The 21,464-nt window shown below is 62.7% G+C and carries 19 protein-coding genes and 1 pseudogene; 8 read left to right on the top strand and 12 right to left on the bottom strand.

Annotation, left to right across the window (positions count from 1 at the left end; all coding sequences use genetic code 11):
• The first annotated feature begins 30 nt into the window (after positions 1–30).
• Together PG881_RS06965 and PG881_RS06960 are read left to right on the top strand one after the other, a co-directional pair.
• Positions 31–492: a hotdog fold thioesterase gene (locus PG881_RS06965; protein WP_118880949.1), complete on the top strand. Its 462-nt coding sequence runs from the start codon at positions 31–33 to the stop codon at positions 490–492.
• Between the two features lie 180 nt (positions 493–672).
• A complete protein-coding gene (locus tag PG881_RS06960; RefSeq protein WP_016351112.1) occupies positions 673–2,568 on the top strand; it encodes a DEAD/DEAH box helicase in 1,896 nt (631 codons plus the stop codon).
• Positions 2,569–2,931: 363 nt separating this feature from the next.
• Here the strand turns inward: PG881_RS06960 and PG881_RS06955 are convergent, their stop codons facing one another.
• The gene (locus PG881_RS06955) at positions 2,932–4,254 is read right to left on the bottom strand and encodes a Na+/H+ antiporter family protein (RefSeq protein ID WP_024944876.1); all 1,323 of its coding nucleotides are present in this window, start codon (positions 4,252–4,254) and stop codon (positions 2,932–2,934) included.
• Positions 4,255–4,513: 259 nt separating this feature from the next.
• On the bottom strand, positions 4,514–5,173 hold the full coding sequence (gene rnt, locus PG881_RS06950; protein WP_270798909.1) for a ribonuclease T: 660 nt from the start codon (positions 5,171–5,173) through the stop codon (positions 4,514–4,516).
• A gap of 148 nt (positions 5,174–5,321) precedes the next feature.
• Between rnt and PG881_RS06945 the strand changes: the two genes are divergently transcribed.
• The gene (locus tag PG881_RS06945) at positions 5,322–7,295 is read left to right on the top strand and encodes a methyl-accepting chemotaxis protein (RefSeq protein WP_270798907.1); all 1,974 of its coding nucleotides are present in this window, start codon (positions 5,322–5,324) and stop codon (positions 7,293–7,295) included.
• A 68-nt stretch (positions 7,296–7,363) separates the two neighbouring features.
• Complete coding sequence (locus PG881_RS06940; RefSeq protein ID WP_202010553.1) at positions 7,364–8,239, top strand: flagellar protein MotY; 876 nt, start codon at positions 7,364–7,366, stop codon at positions 8,237–8,239.
• Between the two features lie 65 nt (positions 8,240–8,304).
• Here PG881_RS06940 and gloA read toward each other — a convergent pair whose 3' ends face one another.
• From gloA to rsxA, 8 genes are all read right to left on the bottom strand, one after another.
• Positions 8,305–8,718, bottom strand: a complete 414-nt coding sequence (gene gloA, locus PG881_RS06935) for a lactoylglutathione lyase (RefSeq protein WP_202010551.1) — start codon at positions 8,716–8,718, stop codon at positions 8,305–8,307.
• A gap of 132 nt (positions 8,719–8,850) precedes the next feature.
• Positions 8,851–9,492 carry an endonuclease III gene (nth, locus tag PG881_RS06930; protein ID WP_017408071.1) on the bottom strand — a complete coding sequence of 214 codons (642 nt, stop codon included), beginning with the start codon at positions 9,490–9,492 and terminating at the stop codon, positions 8,851–8,853.
• A gap of 14 nt (positions 9,493–9,506) precedes the next feature.
• On the bottom strand, positions 9,507–10,265 hold the full coding sequence (locus PG881_RS06925) for an electron transport complex subunit E (RefSeq protein ID WP_024944880.1): 759 nt from the start codon (positions 10,263–10,265) through the stop codon (positions 9,507–9,509).
• A 16-nt stretch (positions 10,266–10,281) separates the two neighbouring features.
• Positions 10,282–10,914: an electron transport complex subunit RsxG gene (gene rsxG, locus PG881_RS06920; RefSeq protein WP_270798900.1), complete on the bottom strand. Its 633-nt coding sequence runs from the start codon at positions 10,912–10,914 to the stop codon at positions 10,282–10,284.
• A gap of 34 nt (positions 10,915–10,948) precedes the next feature.
• Positions 10,949–12,001, bottom strand: coding sequence for an electron transport complex subunit RsxD (gene rsxD, locus PG881_RS06915; RefSeq protein ID WP_043162128.1), 1,053 nt, complete (start codon positions 11,999–12,001; stop codon positions 10,949–10,951).
• A 3-nt stretch (positions 12,002–12,004) separates the two neighbouring features.
• Positions 12,005–14,521, bottom strand: a complete 2,517-nt coding sequence (rsxC, locus tag PG881_RS06910; RefSeq protein ID WP_270798897.1) for an electron transport complex subunit RsxC — start codon at positions 14,519–14,521, stop codon at positions 12,005–12,007.
• A gap of 6 nt (positions 14,522–14,527) precedes the next feature.
• On the bottom strand, positions 14,528–15,091 hold the full coding sequence (gene rsxB, locus PG881_RS06905; protein ID WP_011706450.1) for an electron transport complex subunit RsxB: 564 nt from the start codon (positions 15,089–15,091) through the stop codon (positions 14,528–14,530).
• Between the two features lie 4 nt (positions 15,092–15,095).
• Positions 15,096–15,677: an electron transport complex subunit RsxA gene (rsxA, locus tag PG881_RS06900; protein ID WP_005302262.1), complete on the bottom strand. Its 582-nt coding sequence runs from the start codon at positions 15,675–15,677 to the stop codon at positions 15,096–15,098.
• A 112-nt stretch (positions 15,678–15,789) separates the two neighbouring features.
• Here rsxA and PG881_RS06895 point away from each other — a divergent pair, with 112 nt between their 5' ends.
• Together PG881_RS06895 and PG881_RS06890 are read left to right on the top strand one after the other, a co-directional pair.
• Positions 15,790–16,686: a DMT family transporter gene (locus PG881_RS06895; protein WP_065477013.1), complete on the top strand. Its 897-nt coding sequence runs from the start codon at positions 15,790–15,792 to the stop codon at positions 16,684–16,686.
• 50 nt (positions 16,687–16,736) lie between these two features.
• The gene (locus tag PG881_RS06890; protein ID WP_264098531.1) at positions 16,737–16,934 is read left to right on the top strand and encodes a hypothetical protein; all 198 of its coding nucleotides are present in this window, start codon (positions 16,737–16,739) and stop codon (positions 16,932–16,934) included.
• Between the two features lie 61 nt (positions 16,935–16,995).
• Here PG881_RS06890 and PG881_RS24025 read toward each other — a convergent pair whose 3' ends face one another.
• On the bottom strand, positions 16,996–17,433 hold the full coding sequence (locus tag PG881_RS24025; RefSeq protein WP_442866399.1) for a methyl-accepting chemotaxis protein: 438 nt from the start codon (positions 17,431–17,433) through the stop codon (positions 16,996–16,998).
• Between the two features lie 108 nt (positions 17,434–17,541).
• A pseudogene (locus tag PG881_RS24020) lies at positions 17,542–18,300 on the bottom strand (PAS domain-containing protein); the annotation flags it as partial.
• Between the two features lie 326 nt (positions 18,301–18,626).
• On the opposite strand from PG881_RS24020, the gene fabV reads away from it, so the two are divergent.
• Together fabV and PG881_RS06875 are read left to right on the top strand one after the other, a co-directional pair.
• The gene (fabV, locus tag PG881_RS06880; RefSeq protein WP_017408076.1) at positions 18,627–19,820 is read left to right on the top strand and encodes an enoyl-ACP reductase FabV; all 1,194 of its coding nucleotides are present in this window, start codon (positions 18,627–18,629) and stop codon (positions 19,818–19,820) included.
• Positions 19,821–19,983: 163 nt separating this feature from the next.
• Positions 19,984–21,459: a YfcC family protein gene (locus PG881_RS06875; RefSeq protein WP_264098529.1), complete on the top strand. Its 1,476-nt coding sequence runs from the start codon at positions 19,984–19,986 to the stop codon at positions 21,457–21,459.
• The last annotated feature ends 5 nt before the right edge of the window (positions 21,460–21,464 follow it).

Below are 21,464 nucleotides of genomic sequence, written 5' to 3'. Positions count from 1 at the left end.
CCCGTTGATCACGCAAGGAGTCCGCGCACCATGAGTCAAGAAAGCAGCCCTATCTGGCGCAAGCCCATGAGCCTTGAAGGGCTCAACGCCAGCTCTCGCAACACCCTGATGGCCCACCTCGACATCGTCTATACCGCCTTTGGTCCCGACTGGCTGGAGGCCACCATGCCGGTGGATCACCGCACCCATCAGCCGCTCGGCATGCTGCACGGCGGCGCCTCCGTGGTGCTGGCGGAGACGCTGGGATCGCTCGCGGCCAACATGGCGGTCGGGCCTGATAGTTATTGCGTGGGGCTGGAGGTCAATGCCAACCACCTGAGAACCAAGCGGGAAGGGGTGGTGACGGGGCGTTGCACGCCACTGCATCTGGGGGCGACGACTCAGGTGTGGCAGATAGAAATTCGCGATGAACGTGGTCGTTTATTGTGCACCAGCCGGTTGACCATGGCGGTGCTCAAACACAAGCGGGACAAGGACTCTGGCGAAGCGTGATCTGCAATAACGCACTATGAGTGAAAAATAAGCAAGCCATAGTCGCAAGATCCCTCTATAATTGCCAACGTCTTGAGAGGCTTATCACATTTTTCAAGACAGCAGAACAAAGTGGCGCTATAATCGCCGCCTTTTTGCTATTCCGCGGTGTTAGCCGCCTGCCTTAATCTGGAAGAATCTATGTCTGATACCGAACAACTGCCCCTTTTTAGTGAGCTTGGACTGGCCGCGCCTGTACTGAAAGCGCTGCAGGACGTGGGCTATGAGCGCCCGTCCCCCATCCAGGCCGCAGCAATTCCCCACCTGATGGCGGGCCACGATCTGCTGGGGCAGGCGCAAACCGGTACAGGGAAGACCGCTGCTTTTGCCTTGCCTCTGTTGTCTCGTCTGGAAGCTGGTAACCGCAACACCCAGATCCTGGTGCTGGCACCGACTCGTGAACTGGCTCTGCAGGTGGCTGAAGCGTGCCAACGCTATGCCCACCACATGCCTGATTTCCACGTGCTGCCCATCTACGGCGGCGCCTCCTACGAAACCCAGACCCGCGCCCTGCGCCGCGGTGCTCAGGTTGTCGTGGGTACCCCGGGTCGCGTGATGGACCTGATCCGTCGCAAGAACCTGGACCTCTCCGGCCTGAAAGCTCTGGTGCTGGACGAAGCGGACGAGATGCTGCGCATGGGCTTCATCGACGACGTGGACTGGATCATGGAACAGTGCCCGGCCGGTCGTCAGGTTGCCCTGTTCTCCGCCACCATGCCGGAGCAGATCCGTCGTGTGGCCCAGAAGCACCTGAAGCAGCCCAAAGAGATCAAGATCGCCTCCAAGACTGCGACCGCTACCACTATCCGCCAGCGTTACTGGCAGGTGACCGGTCTGCACAAGCTGGACGCCATGACCCGTCTGCTGGAAGTCGAGCCCTACGAAGCCCTGCTGGTGTTCGTGCGTACCAAGAACGCCGCCGAAGAACTGGCCGGCAAGCTGGCCGCTCGTGGTCACGCCTGTGAAGCGCTGCACGGTGACATCCCGCAGAAGCTGCGTGAGCGTACCGTTGACAAGCTGCGCCAAGGCCAGCTGGACATCCTGATCGCCACCGACGTGGTCGCCCGTGGTCTGGACGTTGAGCGCATCACCCACGTGGTGAACTACGACATCCCCTACGACACCGAATCCTACGTTCACCGTATCGGCCGTACCGGCCGTGCCGGTCGCAAGGGTGAAGCCATCCTGTTCGTGGCACCGCGCGAGCGTCGCATGCTGCGCGCTATCGAGCACGCAACCCGTCAGGCCATCGAGCCGATGAAGATGCCGAGCACCGAGGACATCAACCAGCACCGTCTGGCCAAGTTCAAGGAGCGCATCCGCGAAACCATGATGGGCGAAGAGCTCGAGATCTACGTGAACCTGGTGAACGAGCTGATCGAAGAAGACTCTGCCGATCCGCTGGAGCTGGCTGCCGCGCTGGCCAAGCTGGTACAGGGCGACCAACCGCTGCTGCTGGATGACTCCATTCCGGATCCGGTGTTCAACGCCGGCAACGATCGCGGTGGTTTCGAACGTCGTGACTTCAACGACCGTGGTGGCCGTGATTTCGCCGACCGTGGCGATCGCCCGGCTCGTCGCATGCCGTCCCTGGAGCCTCGTCCGCTCAAGGACAACCCGGACGTGGAGATGGAGCGCTACCGCGTCGACGTGGGTGCCCATCACGGTGTCAAGCCTGGCCAGATCGTGGGTGCCATCGCCAACGAAGCGAACATCGAGAGCCGCTTCATCGGCAACATCGACATCGCCGATGACTTCTCCACCGTCGATCTGCCCAAGGGCATGAGCGCCGAAGTGCTGGAAGTGATCAAGAAGGCCCGTGTCTGCCAGCGTCCGCTGCAGATCAGCCGCTACACCGAAGTGCCGGCTGGCAGCAACACTGCTCCCCGTCCGCCCCGTGGTGATCGTCCGTTCCGTGGCGACCGTCCTTTCAACAAGGATCGCCGTCCGCAGGGTGACCGTCCCTTCAACAAGGATCGCCGTGAAGGCGGTTTCGACAAGGGTCGCAAATTCGGTGGCAAGCGCCGCGACAGCTAAACCCTGACTGCTAGCTAAAAAGGCCGCTCATCGAGCGGCCTTTTTGTTGCCCGTCGTTCACCCAGGCGATGCCGCCGCGCTGCATGGGGGGATGTGGACGGGTAAGTTTATGGCACACCGTGGATATCGCAGGTGAGTTGCCTGACATCGTCCTGGTAGTGTGGGGATGGGGCAGGGAAGAGACGGGTAAACGCAGGGTAGCGGGGGGCTGCGAGTCACGTCTGCATAAAAGGGAAGGATGCAGCAGCAAGAGCAGGTTGAGAGGGTCGCCCGGGCTGGTTTGTCCCGGTCTATGCCATCGCGATGAAGGCAGCAAAAAAGCGACCCTGGGGTCGCCTTTTATGTTTATGCATCTTGGGGGGCTTAGAGCACCATGGCGGCAATCCAGCCGAAGATGATGAGTGGGATGTTGTAGTGGATGAAGGTGGGCACCACGCTGTCCCAGATATGGTCGTGCTGGCCGTCGGCGTTGAGGCCCGAGGTGGGGCCCAGGGTCGAGTCGGAGGCGGGAGAGCCCGCATCCCCCAGTGCACCGGCGGTGCCGACCAGAGAGATGGTCGCCAGGGGGGAGAAGCCGAGGTGCAGGCACAGCGGTACATAGATGGTGGCGATGATGGGCACGGTGGAGAAGGAGGAGCCGATCCCCATGGTGATGAGCAGGCCCACCAGCAGCATCAGGAAGGCGGCCAGCCCCTTGTGGCCTGCCATCATGCCGGAGACGGCCTGTACCAGGCTCTCCACCCCATGGGTCTCTTTCATCACGGCGGCGAAGCCGGCGGCGGAGATCATGATGAAGCCGATAAGGGACATCATGCGCACCCCCTGGGTGAAGGCATCCTGGCTCTCGCGGAACTTGATGACGCCGCCACAGGTGAAGATGACGAAGCCGGCCAGTGCCCCCAGCACGATGCTGTTGGTCATCAGCTGCAGTCCCAGCGCCACGGCGATGGCCAGCAGGGCGACCCAGATGTGGTTGAGGTTGAGATCGACCGTCTCCGGCTCGGCGGCCAGGATCTTCTCCAGATCATACTGGCGTGGCTTGCGGTAGCTGAAGAAGACGGCGATCAGCAGGCCGACGAACATGCCCAGCACCGGGATGGCCATGGCCAGCGGCAGCTGGCTGTGCTCGACCGGCACGCCGTTGTCGATCAGGTTCTTGGCCAGGATGTTGTTGAGGAAGATGCCGCCAAAGCCCACCGGCAGCAGCATATAGGTCGCGGTCAGGCCAAAGGTGATGACGCAGGCCACCTGACGGCGGTCGATCTGCATCTGGGCCATGACGTGCAACAGCGGCGGGATCAGGATGGGAATGAAGGCGATATGGACCGGGATCAGGTTCTGGGAAGAGATGGAGACCCCCAGCACCGAGCTGAGCAGCAGGGCCTTGACCCAGAGGATGCGCGAGCTGCTGGCATCCTTGCCGAGTTGGCTGATCACTTTGCGCGCCAGCAGATCCGTGATGCCGGAGCGGGAGATGGCGACTGCGAAGGCCCCCAGCATGGCGTAGGAGAGGGCGATCTCGGCGCCGCCACCCAGGCCACCGCTGAAGGTGCTGAGGGTCTGCTCGAGGGAGAGACCGCCGATCAGGCCGCCGACGATGGCGCCGATGGCGAGAGAGACCACCACATTGATCCGCAGCAGGCTGAGCACCAGCATCAGCGCCACCGCGATAACAACAGGATTCATTTGCTTTCCTTATAGTTTGTGTTGCTGTCTGTCGTGTGAAAGGCAGTTAGTTTGCGAAAAATGTGACAAATGTCGAGTAAAAAATCAGGTGAATGGCCTATCTACAGCATTCCCGGCGGTTCAACCCAGGTGATGAGTCTTGAGAGGTAAAAAACGGTGCTGGATGGGCCTTTTTTCGACATTCTGGTCAAACCAGATGGCTTGCCAAATGGCGCAAGAAAAGAGGCTGCCGTGGCAGCCTCTTGGGAAGGGGGCGTCGTTACTCGCTGGCGTCGTTGGCCACCTCGTCCGGGTGGGCCGGGGGCCAGCCACCCAGGCTCTTCCAGCGGTTGACGATATGACAGAACAGCTCGGTGGTGCGCTCGGTGTCGTAGAGGGCGGAGTGCGCCTCTTTATTGTCAAACGGAATGCGCGCGCTCTGGCACGCATTGGCCAGCACCGTCTGGCCCAGCGCCAGGCCGGAGAGGGCGGCGGTGTCGAAGGTGGCAAACGGATGGAACGGATTGCGCTTGAGGCCGGCCCGCTCGGCGGCGGCCATGACGAAGCAGTGATCGAAGGTGGCGTTGTGGGCCACTATGATGGCGCGGCCGCAATCCTGCTCCTTCATCCCCTTGCGGATGCCCTTGAAGATCTCGGTCAGCGCCTCTTTCTCGCTGACGGCGCCGCGCAGCGGATTGAAGGGGTCGATGCCGGTGAACTCCAGCGCCGCTTTTTCCAGATTGGCCCCTTCAAACGGCTCGACATGAAAATGGAAGATCTGGTCGGGCACGAGCCAGCCCTGCTCGTCCATCTTGAGGGTATAGGCGGCGATTTCCAGCAAGGCGTCGGTTCTGGCATTGAACCCGGCGGTTTCAACATCGATGACGACGGGGTAAAAGCCACGAAAACGGCCCTTGAGGGTGTGAACAGCGTCGGTCATGGTATCTCGGTCGGCGTGAAATGAGGCGGTATTATGGCAAAAAAGCCGGCCTTTGTCCCTCATCGGCCGCCATCGGCACGGTGGCCGATTCTATTATCGACACGCGGGCTTATAATTGACCACTTCAACAATGGAATGGGGAGCAACGATGAAGAAGCTGGGATTGGCGCACAAGATGTTGCTGGTGGTCTGCCTGCCACTGCTGGCCTTGCTGTTCTTCTCCGGTCGATACGTCTATGAGCGTTATCGGGTCGAGCAGGAGATGAGTCAGGCTCAGGCCGCACTGGCGGTGGTACGGGAAGCAGCGCAGCTGGCCCACGAGCTGCAAAAGGAGCGTGGCATGTCGGCCGGCTTCCTGGGTTCCGGTGGCAACAAGTTTCGCGATGCCCTGCCGGTGCAGCGCAAGCAGGTCGATACCCTGCTGCAGCGCTTTCGTGAGGATCCCGCCCTGCTGGCGCTCAAAGAGGTGCAGCAGGAGCTGGCCGGGCTCACCGCCATGCGCGAGCGGGTCAGTGCGCTGGGGGTCGAGGTGGCGGAGCAGGTCAGCTTCTATACCCGGATGATCACCCAGTTGCTGGCGGTGGTGGATCAGATCAGCATCAATAGCCGGGATGCCACCATAGCGCTGCAGACCAATGCCTATGCCGCCTTCCTGCAGAGCAAGGAGCGGATGGGGTTGGAGCGGGCAACCTTAAGCAACGTGTTCGGCCGCGACAGCTTCACGCCGGTGCTGTTGCAGCAGTTCATCTCCCTGTTGGCGGCCCAGAATACCTATCTCGAGCGTTTCCAGGCGGTGGCGAGCCCCTCCCAGCGCCAGCTGCTGGCCGACAGCCTGGCCTCGCCGGTGGTGAGCAAGGTGGCCGCCATGGAGAAGCTGGCGCTGGACAAGGCGGCCAGCGGCGGCTTCGGGGTGGATGCCGAGGCCTGGTTTGCCTTGAGCACCGACAAGATCAGCCTGCTCAAGGAGAGCGAAGACCGCCTCTATCAGCAGTTGTCCGAGCGGGTGGATCAGATGCGGGCGAAGAGTGCCAGCGACTTCTGGTGGGCTGCCACCGGGGTTCTGCTGTGCGTGCTGCTCACCAGCTTCGTCTGCTGGCGGGTGGTGCGAGATCTGCACCTGGGCTTCATGGCCCTGCACCATACCTTCAAGCGGCTGGTGCAGGAGAACGATCTGACGGTGCGGGTCAACTGGCACTCCGGTGATGAGCTGGGTGCGCTGTCGCGGGATCTGAACCACTTCCTCGAACATCTGGAGGGGCTGATGCTGGCGGTGCGCCGCTCCTGCGAGGTGCTGGCCCGCAGTGCCGCCGCCTCGGCCAACGTCATTGCCGAAGTCAACGCCGGGGTGGCCAAGGGGTTTGGCCAGGTGGATCTGGTGGCGACGGCCGCCACCGAGATGGCCTCGACGGTGGCCGAGATCGCGCGCAACGCGACCCAGACATCGCTCGCGACCCAGCAGGCCATCGGCCGGGCCCGGCAGGGTGATAAGGAGGTGGATCAGACCATCGATGCCATCCAGCAGGTCGCGGGTACCTTGAGTGATACCCAGCAGCTGGTGGACAGCCTGCATCAGGACACCGAATCGGTGGGCGAGGCGCTCAACCTCATCAAGCAGATCTCGGATCGCACCAACCTGCTGGCCCTCAACGCCGCCATCGAGGCGGCCCGCGCCGGCGAATCCGGTCGCGGTTTTGCGGTGGTGGCGGAAGAGGTGCGGGCGCTGGCGTCGCGCACCCAGCAGGCCGCCGACGACATAGAGCGGATGCTGGTGCGGCTGCGGCAGGGGGCCAATCAGGCGGTGACCGCCATGCACCTGGGGACCGAGCAGGCGGGGCTGAGTGTGACCGAGGCCAAGCGGGCGGGCAGCGAGCTGACCGACATCGTCAACGAGGTGCGCAAGGTGAGCGACATGACCGCCCAGGTGGCCACCGCCACCGAGGAGCAACGCTATGTCACCGACGACATCCAGCACAACGTGATGACCATCCGCGAGGTGTACGAGGCACACCGCCAGCACTCGGAAACCCTGCAGCAAAACAGCGCCGAGCTGGATCTGCTGGCGCGGGAGCTGGCGGGGCGCATCGCCCGCTTCAAACTGATGGACGCTACCTCGACCCACTGATCGGTTTGCCCTAAAGCTTGTCCTGCCCCTGCCGATATCTAACCTGAGATCGTGTGGAGGGCAGGCAGTTGAACGCTTGGATGTTGGGGTTGGTCAGCATATCCGTGAGTATGCAGTTACAGGCGGGAGTCACTGAATTCGGTGCCGGCCTGGATCAATCCGTCTGGCGCTTGACCTCCGACACCCAAGTGGAGTGCCGGCTCGAGCACCCCATCCCCAACTGGGGCACTGGGGCATTCGTCAGCCGCGCCGGTCGCAAGATCAATCTGGATTTCGAGCTCAAGGGGCTGCGTCAGCAGGCCCAGACCCAGACCGTCAGCCTAGGTATCATGCCGCCGGTCTGGCGCCCCGGCATCGCCGGGCGGGAAGTGAGCCAGCTGCGCTTTTACCAGCAGTTTGACGGGCTGGTGGAGGGGCAGACCGCCTGGACCATGCTGGACGAGCTGGAAGGGGGGCGCATGCCGACCTTCCAGTACCGCGACTGGTATCGGCAGAATCGGCCGGTGCGGGTCTCGCTCTCCTCGGTCAACTTCCGGGTCAAGTATCAGGCCTTCGTGGATTGCCTCAATGGCCTGCTGCCCTACAGTTTCAACGACATCGCTTTCAGCGTGCTCACCTATGACAAGAACAGTGATCAGCTGTCGCTGGCCTCCAAGCGGCGGCTGGCGATGATTGGCGAGTATGTGAAGGTGGACAAGAGCATCGACGTGGTGGTGATCGACGCCTACAGCGACAGCTATGGTGGCCGCTGGCCGAACCAGAAGCTCTCCGAGAAACGGGCCGATGCCATCAAGAAGGTGTTTGTGGATCTGGGCATCGAACCCGGCAAGATCTCGGTGGAGGGGCACGGCGAGAAGCAGCACGTCGCCTCCAACGAAACCGAAGATGGTCGTGCCAAGAACCGGCGGGTGGTGATCAACATGGGCCGCAACGGCGCCATCTGAAGAAAACGAATCCATAAAAAAGAGCGCCTTGGCGCTCTTTTTTGTTTTTCGGGGCTCAATCTGGATCAGAAACTGTCGCCGAGGCCGCTGCCGGCATCCTTCTTGGCGATCAGCTCAATCTTGTAACCGTCCGGATCTTCCACGAAGGCGATGACGGTGGTGCCACCCTTGACCGGGCCCGGCTCGCGGGTGATCTTGGCGCCGGCGGCGCGCAGCGCCTCGCAGGTGGCGTAGATGTCGTCCGCTTCCAGTGCGATGTGACCGTAGGCCGAGCCCAGCTCGTACTCGCTGACACCCCAGTTGTAGGTGAGCTCGATCACCGCTTCATCTCTCTCGTCACCGTAGCCGACGAAGGCCAGGGTGTACTTGTATTCGCTGTTCTCGCTCTTGCGCAGCAGTTTCATCCCCAGCACTCGGGTATAGAAGTCGATGGAGCGTTGCAGATCGCCGACGCGCAACATGGTATGCAGGATTCTCATTGCTCAATTCTCCGGGTAGTGGTTCTTGTGGTATGGGTGCCGCCCAGGGGAGCGGATACCGGCGCTTGGCTCAAGCCCGTGCTCGCCAGGAGCGGTGCCATGGCTACGCCGCTTGCGAGCCGGTAGCCGTGTTCAGCTCTCCGGGTAGACCTTTTCCTTGTACTCGCACAAGTCCTCGATGATACAGGAACCGCAGCGCGGTTTGCGAGCGAGACAGGTGTAGCGTCCGTGCAGGATCAGCCAGTGGTGCACGTCCAGCTTGAATTCGGCGGGGACCACCTTGAGCAGCTTCTCCTCCACCTGATCGACGTTCTTGCCCACCGCAAAGCCGGTGCGGTTGGAAACCCGGAAAATATGGGTATCGACGGCGATGGTGGGCCAGCCGAAGGCGGTGTTGAGCACCACGTTGGCGGTCTTGCGGCCGACACCGGGCAGGGCCTCGAGGGCTTCGCGGTTCTCCGGCACTTCACCACCGTGGCGCTCCAGCAGGATGGCGCAGGTCTTGATGACGTTCTCGGCCTTGGTGTTGAACAGGCCAATGGTCTTGATGTACTCCTTGACCCCGTCCACCCCCAGTTCCAGCATGGCCTGGGGGGTGTTGGCCACCGGGTAGAGCTTGTCGGTGGCCTTGTTGACGCTGACATCGGTGGCCTGGGCCGACAGCAGCACGGCGATCAGCAGCTCGAACGGCGTCTTGAAGTTGAGCTCGGTGGTGGGGTGGGGGTTGTCGTCCCGCAGTCGCTCCAGTATCTGCCTACGTTTCTGATTGTTCATGGCTCTCTCTTGGCTCAGAGCTGGGTCGCGCGGGCACCCGCGGCCGGCACGCTGCAGTGGGCCTTCTCGGCGCTCTGCTTGCGACCCATCCAGTCGTTGATGGCGTTCTTGCCGGCGATCATCAGGCCGAGACCGATGAAGCCGCCAGGGGGCAGGATTGCCAGCAGCAGGCTGGCATCGGCGTGGAACAGCTCGATGCGCAATGACTTGGCCCACTCTCCCAGCAGCAGGTCGGCACCGTCAAACAGGGTGCCCATGCCGATGATTTCGCGCAGCCCACCCAGCACCAGCAGCACCAGAGTAAAGCCGAGCCCCATCATGAAGCCGTCGAGGGCAGCCAGCAGCGGCGGGTTCTTGGAGGCATACGCCTCGGCCCGGCCGATGATGACGCAGTTGGTAACGATGAGGGCGATGAAGATACCGAGCGCCTGATAGAGGCCGTAGGTGTAGGCGTTCATCAGCAACTGCACGCTGGTCACCAGCGCCGCGATAATCATCACGTAGACCGGGATGCGGATATCCTTGGGCACCAGGTTGCGCACCAGCGAGATGGCGAGGTTGGAGCTGACCAGCACCGCCATGGTGGCAAGGCCGAGCCCCAGCGCGTTGGTGAAGGTGGAGGAGACTGCCAGGGTGGGGCAGAGGCCCAGCACCTGCACCAGAGAGGGGTTGTTCTTCCACAGCCCCTGCAGCATCAGCTCCTTGAGCTCTTCGCGGCGGCCATTGCTCTCGCTGAGCGGGCTCTGCCCGTCAATTACATCGACTTGTTCCATAGCTTGTGCTCCGGCGTTAGGGGGTGGCGTCACAGGCGGGGGCGTCGCGCAGCAACTCTGAGTGCTCCTGTTGCAGCAGCAACAGGTTCTTCACCGCCTTGACCACCGCCCGGGGGGTGATGGTGGCGCCGGTGAAGGCGTCGAACTCGCCGCCGTCTTTCTTCACGGCCCAGCTGGCTTCGTTGTCGTGGCTGAGAAACTTGCCGACGAAGCTGTTGATCCAGTCCGATTTTTTCAGCTCGATCTTGTCGCCAAGGCCGGGGGTTTCCTTGTGGGCCAACACCCGCACAGCGCTCACGGCGCCCTTGGCATCGGTGCCCACGATGAGGCGAATGGCCCCACTGTAGCCGTCGGGAGCCACGGTTTCCAGCGCGTAGCCGGTGATTTCGCCCTGCTTGGTCGCGGTGTAGAGCGGCATGGCTTGGTCGCTGCCCAGATAGCGTCTGCTCTGTACCAGCTTGCAGCTGGCGACCAGATCGTTGTCATAGCTCCCCTCCGGCAGCAGGGCGGAGAGGGTGCGCAGCTTCTCCAGCTGCTGCTGGTGGGCGATCCGCCCCTGGGTCAGCTCGTTGGTCAGCACCACCACGGCGGTGCAGGCGAGGGCAAACAGGGCGAGAGTGACGCCGTTTTTGCGCATGCTCTTTAACATTGCATCATTCCTGAGGGTGAGGTGTGCGCGAGGGTCATTTGCGACGGGCTCCGTAGACTTTCGGGCGGGTCAGGCTGTCGATCAGCGGTACGCACAGGTTGGCCAGTAGCACGGCAAAGGCGAAGGCATCCGGATAGCCGCCAAAACGACGGATGACATAGACCAGCACGCCGATGAGCACACCATAGACCAGGCGGCCGCGTGGGGTGGTACTGGCACTCACCGGATCGGTGGCAATGAAGAAAGCCCCGAGCATGGTGGCACCGCTGAACAGGTGCAGCATGGGAGTGGCAGTGGCATCCGGGGTTGCCAGATAGCCCAGGGTGGCGGCCAGTAGCAATGAGCCCAGCACGGCAGTCGGAATGCGCCAGTTGATCACCTTCTGCTGCAGCAGGAACAGGCCGCCCAGCAGGTAACCGAGGTTGACCCAACTCCAACCGATGCCGCCCCAGCCTTCGAAGACGGTGTGGGTCATCACCTCGCCGGCGGTGAGGCCCTGAGTCAACCCGGTTTTCAGGGTGTCGAGCGGCGTGGCCATGGTCAGCCCATCCACCCCCTGCTTGAGCTGCGCCATGCTGTAACCGTCGAGGCTGAAGCCGGTGAAGATCACCGAGGCCGCATCGCCAAAGCCGATGTCATAGGCGGCGATGCTGGAGGGCGGCAACCAGCTGGTCATCTGTACCGGGAAGGAGACCAGCAGCAGCACATAGGCCACCATGGCGGGGTTGAACAGGTTTTGACCCAGCCCGCCATAGAGGTGCTTGGCGATGATGATGGCAAACGCCGTGCCCAGCACCAGCATCCACCAGGGCAGCAGCGGCGGCAGGGAGAGACCGATCAGCACGGCGGTCAGGGCCGCGCTGCCATCCAGCAGGGCCGGTTTGACAGGGCGTCCGCGCAAGCGCAGCACCAGTGCCTCCGAACCCAGCGCCGTGACCAGCGCCAGCAGGATCTGGATCAGGGTGCCCCAACCAAAGAACCAGCTCTGCGCCAGAAAACCGGGCAGGCAGGCCAGGATCACCAGCAACATCAGGGTTTGGGTCTGTTTGCGGTTGTGGGCAAACGGCGCACTCGCGATATTGAACATGGATCAGTGGCTCTTGTCGGTCGATGGAGAAGGAGAGGCCTGGGCTGCTGCCTCGGCCGCCAGTTTCCGGGCCTTGGCACGGGCCACGGCGGCGGCAATGGCCGCTTTCTTGGGATCCGCATCGGCGGCTGGCTGCGGCGCGGTCGCAGCCGGTGCCGCCACGGTGGTTACCTCGGGTTTGGCAGTGGCCTCCTCGTCTTGCGCCTCTGCGGGCTTGGCAATGGTCTCCTCACCTTGTGCCTGAGCAGCCTTCTTGGGATCTGCGTCGGCGGCTGAGTCAGGCTGCGGCGCTGCGGCAGGGGCTGCCACGGCGGCCTCTTCATTTTCGGTTACGGCTGCGTCCCCGTGCGCCTGCGCAGCCTTCTTTGCCTTGGCACGGGCGATGGCTGCCGCGATGGCCGCCTTCTTGGGATCCGCGTCGGCGGCTGAGTCAGGTTGCGGCGCTGCTGCAGGGGCTGCCACGGCGGCCTCTTCACCTTCGGTCACGGCTGCATTCCCTTGCGCCTGAGCAGCCTTCTTGGCCTTGGCACGAGCGATGGCTGCCGCGATGGCGGCCTTCTTGGGATCCGCGTCGGCGGCGGGGTCAGATTGGGGCGCGTCTACAGAACTATCCGCAGCTACTTCATCGCCTTGCGTGCTGGCGGCCTTCTTGGCCTTGGCGCGGGCAATGGCAGCAGCGATAGCCGCCTTCTTGGGATCCGCGTCGGCAGCGGGGTCAGACTGGGGAGCTGCTGCAGGGCTATCCACAGCCGCTGCTTCGCCTGGCTCCTGAGCCGCTTTTTTGGCCTTGGCACGTGCCAGCGCCGCCGCAATCGCCGCTTTCTTGGCATCCTGCCCGTCCGTTGCCGGTGCATCGGCCTGGGCCGAGTCGGGCTCGCTGGCGGCCGCCTTGGCGGCGCGGCGGGCGATGGCCTCTTGCTTGCGCGCCTCGCGGGCGGCAATCATGGCGCTGTTGTCCGGCGCGAGTTCGCTGGCACCAACGGGTGCTGCGTCCTGCTTGGCCTTGATGCGGGCCAGTGCGGCGGCCACCGGATCGTCTCCGCCGGCCGCCGTCATGGCCTGGCGTCGCTGGGCGGCAGCCTCGGCATGGCGGGCTTCGCGGGCGGCTTTTTCCCGTTCGAAGCGGGCCTGCTTGGCCTCGAAGCGCTGCTTGGCGCGCTCGGCCTTCTCGGCTTCTGCACGCGCCTCGCGGATGTCATCCTTGGCAATCTTGTAGTACTGCACCAGCGGGATCTCGCTTGGGCAGACCCAGGCACAGGCGCCGCACTCGATGCAGTCGAACAAGTTGAGCCCCTCGGCCTTGTCGTACTCCTTGGCCCGGCTGTACCAGTAGAGTTCTTGGGGCAGCAGGTTGGCCGGACAGGCATCGGCACAGGCGCTGCAGCGAATGCAGGCCTGCTCCGGACCGGGCGGCGGCAGCTCGGCCCGGGTGGGGGAGAGCAGGCAGTTGGTGGCCTTGACTACCGGCACCATGGCATGGGGCAGGGTGAAGCCCATCATGGGGCCGCCCATGATCACCCGCTGATCCGTCTCGGGCTGCAGTTCGAAACGCTGCAGCAACCAGCGCACCGGGGTGCCCAGCAGCACCCAGGCGTTGCCCGGCTTCTTGAAGGCGTCGCCGGTGAGGGTGACGATGCGGGAGATGAGCGGCTCGCCGTCGATGATGGCGCGCTTGATGGCAAACACGGTGGCCACGTTGAGCACCATGATGCCCATGTCCACGGCGCGGCCCCCCTTGGGAACCTGGCGGCCGGTGAGCAGCTCGATGGTCTGCTTGGCTCCGCCCGAGGGGTACTTGGTGGGCACCGTCTTGACCAGTACGTCTTCGTCCGTGGCATGACGGGTCAGCTCACCGATGGCGGCCGGCTTGTTGTCTTCCACCCCGATCAGGGTCAGTTTGGGCTTGAGCAGGTGCTTGAGCACCCGGATGCCGTCCATGATCTCGTCGGCATACTCCTGCATCAGCCGGTCATCGGTGGTGATGTAGGGCTCGCACTCCAGCCCGTTGACGATCAGGATCTCGGTCAGCTGACCGCGGCCATCGAGCTTGCTGTGGGTCGGGAACACGGCGCCGCCGAGACCCGCGATGCCGGCCTGCTGGATGCGTTCGAGCAGCTCGCCCCGCTCCAGATTCCAGTAGTCGCTGCGGCCCTGACGCTCGCCCCAGGCATCTTCGCCATCCGGGGTGAGGGTGATGCAGAGATCGTCGAGACCGGAGGGGTGGGCCACCGTGTGGTGACCGATGGCGGTGATGGTGCCGGAGGTGGAGGCGTGCACCGGCACGAAACGCCCCTTGTCATGGCGAGTGAGCGGCTGGCCTTTCTTGACCTTGTCGCCGACCCGCACCAGCAGGTCGCCGGCCGGGCCCGCGTGCTGGCGTACCGGGATGATGAGCTGGGGCGGCAGACCGGCGTCCACCACCGGGGTGAGACTGGATTGGTCTTTGTTCTCGGGAGGGTGAATGCCGCCGTGAAAATCCCACAGAGTGCCGGCTTTGATGCGTTCGAGTAAGGACTGCATGGTTACTTATTCCACTATCTTGACCGGAATGGCGACGTTGGCCAGATCCCACTTCCAGTTGTCGACCGTGGTCGGCACCGGGATCATTTCGATACAGTCGGTCGGGCAGGGATCGACACAGAGATCGCAGCCGGTGCACTCGTCTGCAATGACGGTGTGCATCGCCTTGGTGGCGCCGACGATGGCATCGACCGGACAGGCCTGGATGCACTTGGTGCAGCCGATGCATTGATCTTCATGAATGAAGGCGACTTTCTTGATGGGGGCGGCGGCCTCGGCGCCGCCAAGCGGCTGGGGTTCGACCCCCATCAGGTCGGCGATCTTGCGCATGGTGGCATCGCCACCTGGCACGCACTTGTTGATCTGGTCGCCATTGGCCAGCGCCTCGGCGTAGGGCTTGCAGCCCGGGTAGCCGCACTGGCCGCACTGGGTTTGCGGCAGCAGGGCGTCGAGCTGATCGACGATGGGGTCGGCTTCCACATGAAATTTGACGGCGGCAAAGCCCAGGATGATGCCGAAGGCCAGAGCCAGCAGAGCCAACACCAGAACGGCAAAGAGTATGTGAGTCATAGCGCTATATCTTGATGAGGCCGGTAAAGCCCATAAAGGCCAGCGACATCAGGCCGGCGGTGATCATGGCGATGGAGACGCCGCGAAACGGGGTTGGGACGTCGGCGGCCACCAGACGTTCGCGCATGGCGGCAAACAGGATCAGCACCAGCGAGAAACCGGTGGCGGCGCCGAAGCCGTAGATGATGCTCTGGATGAAATTGTGGTGCTCGTTGATGCTGAGCAGGGCTACCCCCAGCACGGCGCAGTTGGTGGTGATGAGCGGCAGGAAGATGCCCAGCAGACGATAGAGGGTGGGGCTGCTTTTGCGGATAACCATCTCGGTAAACTGAACCACGACGGCGATCACAAGAATGAAGGCAAGCGTGCGCAGGTAGGCGATGTTCAGCGGGATCAGGATATAGTGTTCCATCAGATAGGAACAGGCGCTGGCCAGGGTCATCACGAAGGTGGTCGCCAGCCCCATGCCGATGGCGGTTTCCAGCTTGCCGGAGACGCCCATGAAGGGGCACAGGCCGAGGAATTTCACCAGCACGAAGTTGTTAATCAGCACAGTGCCGACCAATAAAAGCAGGTACTCAGTCATTGCAGGTTGGTTATCCGGTGTGAAGGCGGCGGTATTATCTGATTTTAGGTGCCTTTTAACAACCGCAAGGCCGCATGGTTATTATTCAAATAGCCAATTTCATGGAGGAAACGTGCGCCCTTTACCCATTTTTACCCTGACCCTGGCGATGCTGCTCTGGTCCAGCTCCTTCATCGCGCTCAAGCACGTGCTGGGGGTCTGGGGCTTCGGTCAGGTGCTGTTCATGCGCATGAGCGTGGCGGCGCTCTGCTGGCTGTGCTGCTACCGCTATCTCGGCAATTTCCGCTATCAGAAAGGGGACTGGCGCTGGCTGGCGTTGATGGGGGCATTGGAGCCCTGTCTCTATTTCCTGCTGGAGGTCAACGCCCTGCGCTACACCAGTGCCGGTCAGGCCGGCATGGTCTGTGCTCTGTTGCCGCTCATCGTGGCGCTGGTGGCCTTCGTGCTGATCCGCGAGCGGGTGAGCCGCCGTCAGTTGCTCGGCTTTGCCATCGCCATCTTCGGCATCGCGCTGCTCGGCTTTGGCAGCGGGACGGATGAATTTGCCCCCAATGCCCTGCTTGGCAACAGCCTGGAGATGGCGGCCATGTTCTGCGCCGCCACCTACTCCGTGGTGTTCAAGAAGCTCTGCAGCCGTTACAGCGTCTTGACCCTGACCGCGTTGCAGGCGTTTGTCGGCACCCTCTTCTTCGCCCCCTTTGCCTTTGGCGAACCCTGGCCGACGGCCTGGGTCTGGCAGGACATGGCGGTCATCGTCTTTCTCGGCGCCTGCGTGACCCTGGGGGCCTACCTGCTCTACAACTGGTCGGTGACCCAGGTGAAGGTGACGCTGGCGGCGGCCTACGTCAATCTCATCCCGGTGTTCACCCTGCTGCTGGCCTATCTGCTGCTGGGAGAGACCCTCAACGCCTTGCAATGGGTGGCCTGTGGCGCCGTGCTGCTGGGGATCGCGGTGGGACAGCTGCCGGCCAGGCGTGTGCGAATGCCGGCGGCCACCACAGGCCCGTGACGGCCACAAATTGACTACAGTCAGGGCAGGTAGCAGCGAGGAGCGTGATCATGAGTGACATGAGGTTACTGGCGCAGGCGCGACTGCTGCTTGGCCACCATCCCTTCACCCTGGCCGATGCGCGGGCACTGGAGGCGCTGGAAGAGGAAGCGGTGGGCGAGGAGGGGATCTGCATCGCCGAGCTGTGGGAGTGCGCCCTGCAGCAGGCCGATGAGGAGGCCAGGCACTATCTGTCGGGGCAGGATTGACGCTTTGATCGGAAGATAAAAAACACGGGGCCTGGCCCCGTGTGTTGTGATGGAGAGGCCCTTAGATGGAGAGGCCCTTGACGGTGTCCGACACCGAGTTGGCGTCCTCGATGATCTCCTGAATGACGCCGGCGATGATGTCGGCCTGGGCCTGGGCCTGGCCCGCCATCGCCTTGTCCGACACTACCGAGACGGTCTGGGTGATCCTGGAGGTGATGTCGGAGTTGAGGCGGATGACGGAGACTATCTCGCCGGTGGAGGTGGAGGTTCTCGCCGCCAGCTGGCGCACTTCATCGGCCACCACCGCGAACCCGCGGCCCTGCTCGCCGGCGCGGGCCGCCTCGATGGCGGCGTTGAGCGCCAGCAGGTTGGTTTGATCCGCGATGCTGCTGATGGTCGAGATGATGGACTCTATGCTTCTGGATTGCTGGTTGAGGTTCTCTATCTGCCGGCTGACTTCACTGACCGAGCTGTTGATGTGGGCCGAGGTTTCCAGCACCTTGTCGATCACCTCCCGTCCCCTGGCGGCGCTCAGCACCGTCTCTCCGGCGATGGCGCAGGCCTTCTGGGCCGCTTCGCGCACCGAGATGGATTTCTCCACCCGCTCGCTGATGTTGCTCGCCAGCTTGATGATTTTGATCACCTTGCCCTCGTGGTTGAAGATGGGGTTGTAGGTGGCCTCCAGCCAGATCTTCTCGCCGTGGCGGCCACGGCGCATGAAGAGCCCCGACTGGATGGAGCCCGTTCCCAGATCCCGCCAGAAGTTGGGATTCTGCTGATAGAACTCCTCGTCACAGAACATGCGGTGGGACTGGCCCACCACCTCGTCCAGCCGGTAGCCGAAGCAGTGCAGGAAATTCTGGTTGGCGGTGATGACGGTGCCATCGGGCTGGAAATCGATGACGGCCAGGGATTTGTCCAGAGCCGCCAGCAGGGCCTGGGTGCGCTCCAGGGTGGATTGCTGTTCGGTGACGTTGGAGGCCACCTTGGCCACCTTGATCACCTTGCCATCGAGGAGGATCGGGAAGTAGCTGGCTTCGAGCCAGACCGCCTTGCCCGATTTGGCCTGCCGAATGAAACGGCCGTTGCGCGACTCCCCCCTGCGCAGATCCTGCCACAGCAGCTCATATTCGCGGGTTTTCACGTCCTCGGGAAAGCAGAGGGCGCTGTGGTGCTTGCCGATCACCTCCTCCCGGGCATAGCCCACGATGGCGAGAAAACGATCGTTGACGAAGGTGACCACCCCCTCCGGGGTGAACTCGATATAGGGAACCCGTGACTGGATGGCCTGCTCAAAGGCGCCAAGTTCTGCGATCTGTGCCGCTTGTTCATTTTTTTCACTTTTACCCGTGCGATTCCAAAACATGGCGGAGCTCCTTGTTAAGACCCTGGTGAGGCCTTTCATGACAATACCCGACCGGCTGAATACTAGTACAGGTTGTTTGGCTGTCGCCTCAACCATCAGGGTTAATTGTTTTTTTTGTCATTATCGATCTTGCCATGTTGGCAAGCCGTACAGAGGGGTGGGGAGGCCAGCCCCGCTCCGGCAGGCTGACGGCAGGCTCCTTGGGCGGCATTTGTCCCACGCTTTGCTCATTTTCCCCGCGATTCAACACATCAGAGCACCTTATCGCGGCAAGATGAGGTATCTTATGCCCCGATTTCATCCATTAAACGGATCCGAGACCCCATATGATCATCAAACCTAAGGTTCGCGGCTTTATCTGCACCACCACTCACCCGGTCGGTTGTGAAGCCAATGTTCGTCGCCAGATCGCTTATACCAAGGCCAAGGGCACCATCGAGAATGGTCCCAAGAAAGTGCTGGTGATCGGCGCTTCCACCGGTTATGGCCTGGCTTCCCGCATTGCCGCCGCCTTCGGCTCCGGCGCTGCCACCCTCGGTGTCTTCTTCGAAAAAGCCGGCAGTGAGACCAAGACTGCCACCGCCGGCTGGTACAACTCCGCTGCCTTCGACAAGGCCGCCAAAGAGGCGGGCCTCTACGCCAAGAGCATCAACGGCGATGCCTTCTCCAACGAGTGCCGCGCCAAGGTGATTGAGCTCATCAAGCAGGATCTGGGTCAAATCGATCTGGTGGTCTACTCCCTGGCCTCGCCGGTGCGCAAACTGCCGGATACCGGCGAAGTGGTGCGCTCTGCCCTCAAGCCCATCGGCGAGGTCTACACCACCACCGCCATCGATACCAACAAGGATCAGATCATCACCGCTACCGTCGAGCCGGCGAATGAGGAAGAGATCCAGAACACCATCACCGTCATGGGTGGTCAGGACTGGGAGCTGTGGATGGCGGCCCTGCGCGATGCAGGTGTGCTGGCCGACGGCGCCAAGTCGGTGGCTTACTCCTACATCGGCACCGACCTGACCTGGCCAATCTACTGGCACGGTACTCTGGGCCGCGCCAAGGAAGATCTGGACCGCGCCGCCGCCGCCATCCGTGGCGATCTGGCCGCCAAGGGCGGCACCGCCCACGTGGCCGTGCTCAAGTCCGTGGTGACCCAGGCATCGAGCGCCATTCCGGTGATGCCGCTCTATATCTCCATGGCCTTCAAGATCATGAAGGAGAAGGGCATTCACGAGGGCTGCATGGAGCAGGTGGATCGCATGATGCGCACCCGTCTCTACGCTGCCGACATGGCGCTGGACGATCAGGCCCGCATCCGCATGGATGACTGGGAACTGCGCGAAGACGTGCAGCAGACCTGCCGTGACCTGTGGCCGTCCATCACCAGCGAGAACCTCTGTGAGCTGACCGACTACACCGGTTACAAGCAGGAGTTCCTGCGTCTGTTCGGTTTCGGGCTGGACGAGGTCGATTACGATGCGGATGTGAATCCGGACGTGAAATTCGATGTGGTCGAGCTCTGAGTCTGACCCAAGTGAAAACAGGGCCCCGCGGGGCCCTGTTTTTTTGGCAAAAATCCCGCTAAGTTGCGGAATTTTATTATCCGCGATCACCTTTTTCCCATATCAAACCCGCTAGTCTGGCGGTGATCGGATCACATGACGGTATTGCCGAGGTACGGAAGCTATGACCACCCCACATGAAGCGCCCAAAAAGCGCCAACTCCCCACAGTCTATACCCTGCTTTTCATCATCATCGCCCTGATGGCGGCCCTGACCTGGGTGCTGCCGGCGGGCAAATACAACTACGTGACGGCCAAGACCCAGCAGCCGATTGCGGCGGCTGCCGTGGCCGACTACAGCGGCGACGAGCGGCTGTTGCCAGTGCCCGGCAGCTACACCGAGCTCCCCTCCCAACCGCAGGGGGTATTCGATGTGCTCAAGGCGCCGATCCAGGGCTTTCACAAGGCAGCCGACGTGGCGCTGTTCGTGCTCATCATCGGCGGTTTTCTGGCGGTGACCATGCAGAGCGGGGCACTGGATGCGGGGGTGGGGGCCATAGTGCGCGGCTTTGCCGGGCGCGAGCGGCTGCTGATCCCGGTGCTGATCGCCCTGTTTGCCCTCGGCGGCTCCACCTTCGGCATGGCGGAGGAGACGGTGGCCTTCTGGGCACTGATCGTGCCGGTGATGATGGCGGCGGGCTTCGATCGCATGGTGGCGGCAGGGATCATCCTGCTCGGCTCCGGGGTCGGGGTGCTCGCCTCCACCGTCAACCCGTTTGCCACCGGCATCGCCTCCGGTTTTGCCGGTATCCCCATCGGTGAGGGGATTGGCCTTAGGGTTGTGCAGTGGCTGCTGCTGGTGATCTTCGCCTCCTGGTTCGTGATGCGCTACGCCAAGCAGGTGCAGCAGGACAAGTCCTGCTCCGTGCTGGCCGACATCGCCTATGACGACGAGTTCTCCCAGATGAAGAGCGGCAACCTCGCCTTCAGCGGCAAGCAGAAGCTCACCATGCTGGTCTTCTTCGGCACCTTCCTGTTGATGATCTATGCGGTGGTGCCCTGGTCAGATCTGGGTATCGACCTGCTGCCCACCCTGGGCTGGTGGTTTGACGAGCTCTCCACCCTGTTCTTCAGCGCTTCCATTTTGATTGCGCTGATCAACCGGATGCCGGAGTCCAACTACGTGGCGACCTTCCTGAGCGGCGCTCGGGACCTCATCGGGGTGGCGCTGGTGGTGGCGGTGGCTCGCGGCATCTATGTGGTGATGGAGCATGGCGTCATCATCGACACCATACTGCACTGGGCCGAGGGGCTGGTGAGCGGGCTGTCGTCGTCGGTGTTCATCCTGATGGCCTATCTGGTGCACATCATCCTGAGCTTCTTCATCCCCTCCACCTCGGGGCTGGCGACCGTCTCCATGCCGCTGATGGGGCCGCTGGCGGACTTTTCCGGGATCTCGCGGGATTTGGTGATCACCGCCTATCAGTCCGCCTCCGGCTGGATCAACCTGTTTGCCCCCACCGCCGCCCATCTGGTGGCGGGGCTGGCGCTGGCCAAGATCCCCTACGATCGCTTCGTGCGCTGGGTGCTGCCCTTCATCATCGGGGTGGCCCTCATCACCATGGCGGTGCTGGTGGCCGGTGCCCTGCTGCACGGCTGATGGCG

The sequence above is a fragment of the Aeromonas sp. QDB54 genome (assembly GCF_027707385.1).
In the GTDB taxonomy this organism is placed as follows: Bacteria; Pseudomonadota; Gammaproteobacteria; order Enterobacterales; family Aeromonadaceae; genus Aeromonas; species Aeromonas hydrophila.
This window is presented reverse-complemented; position numbering and strand designations above follow the sequence as displayed.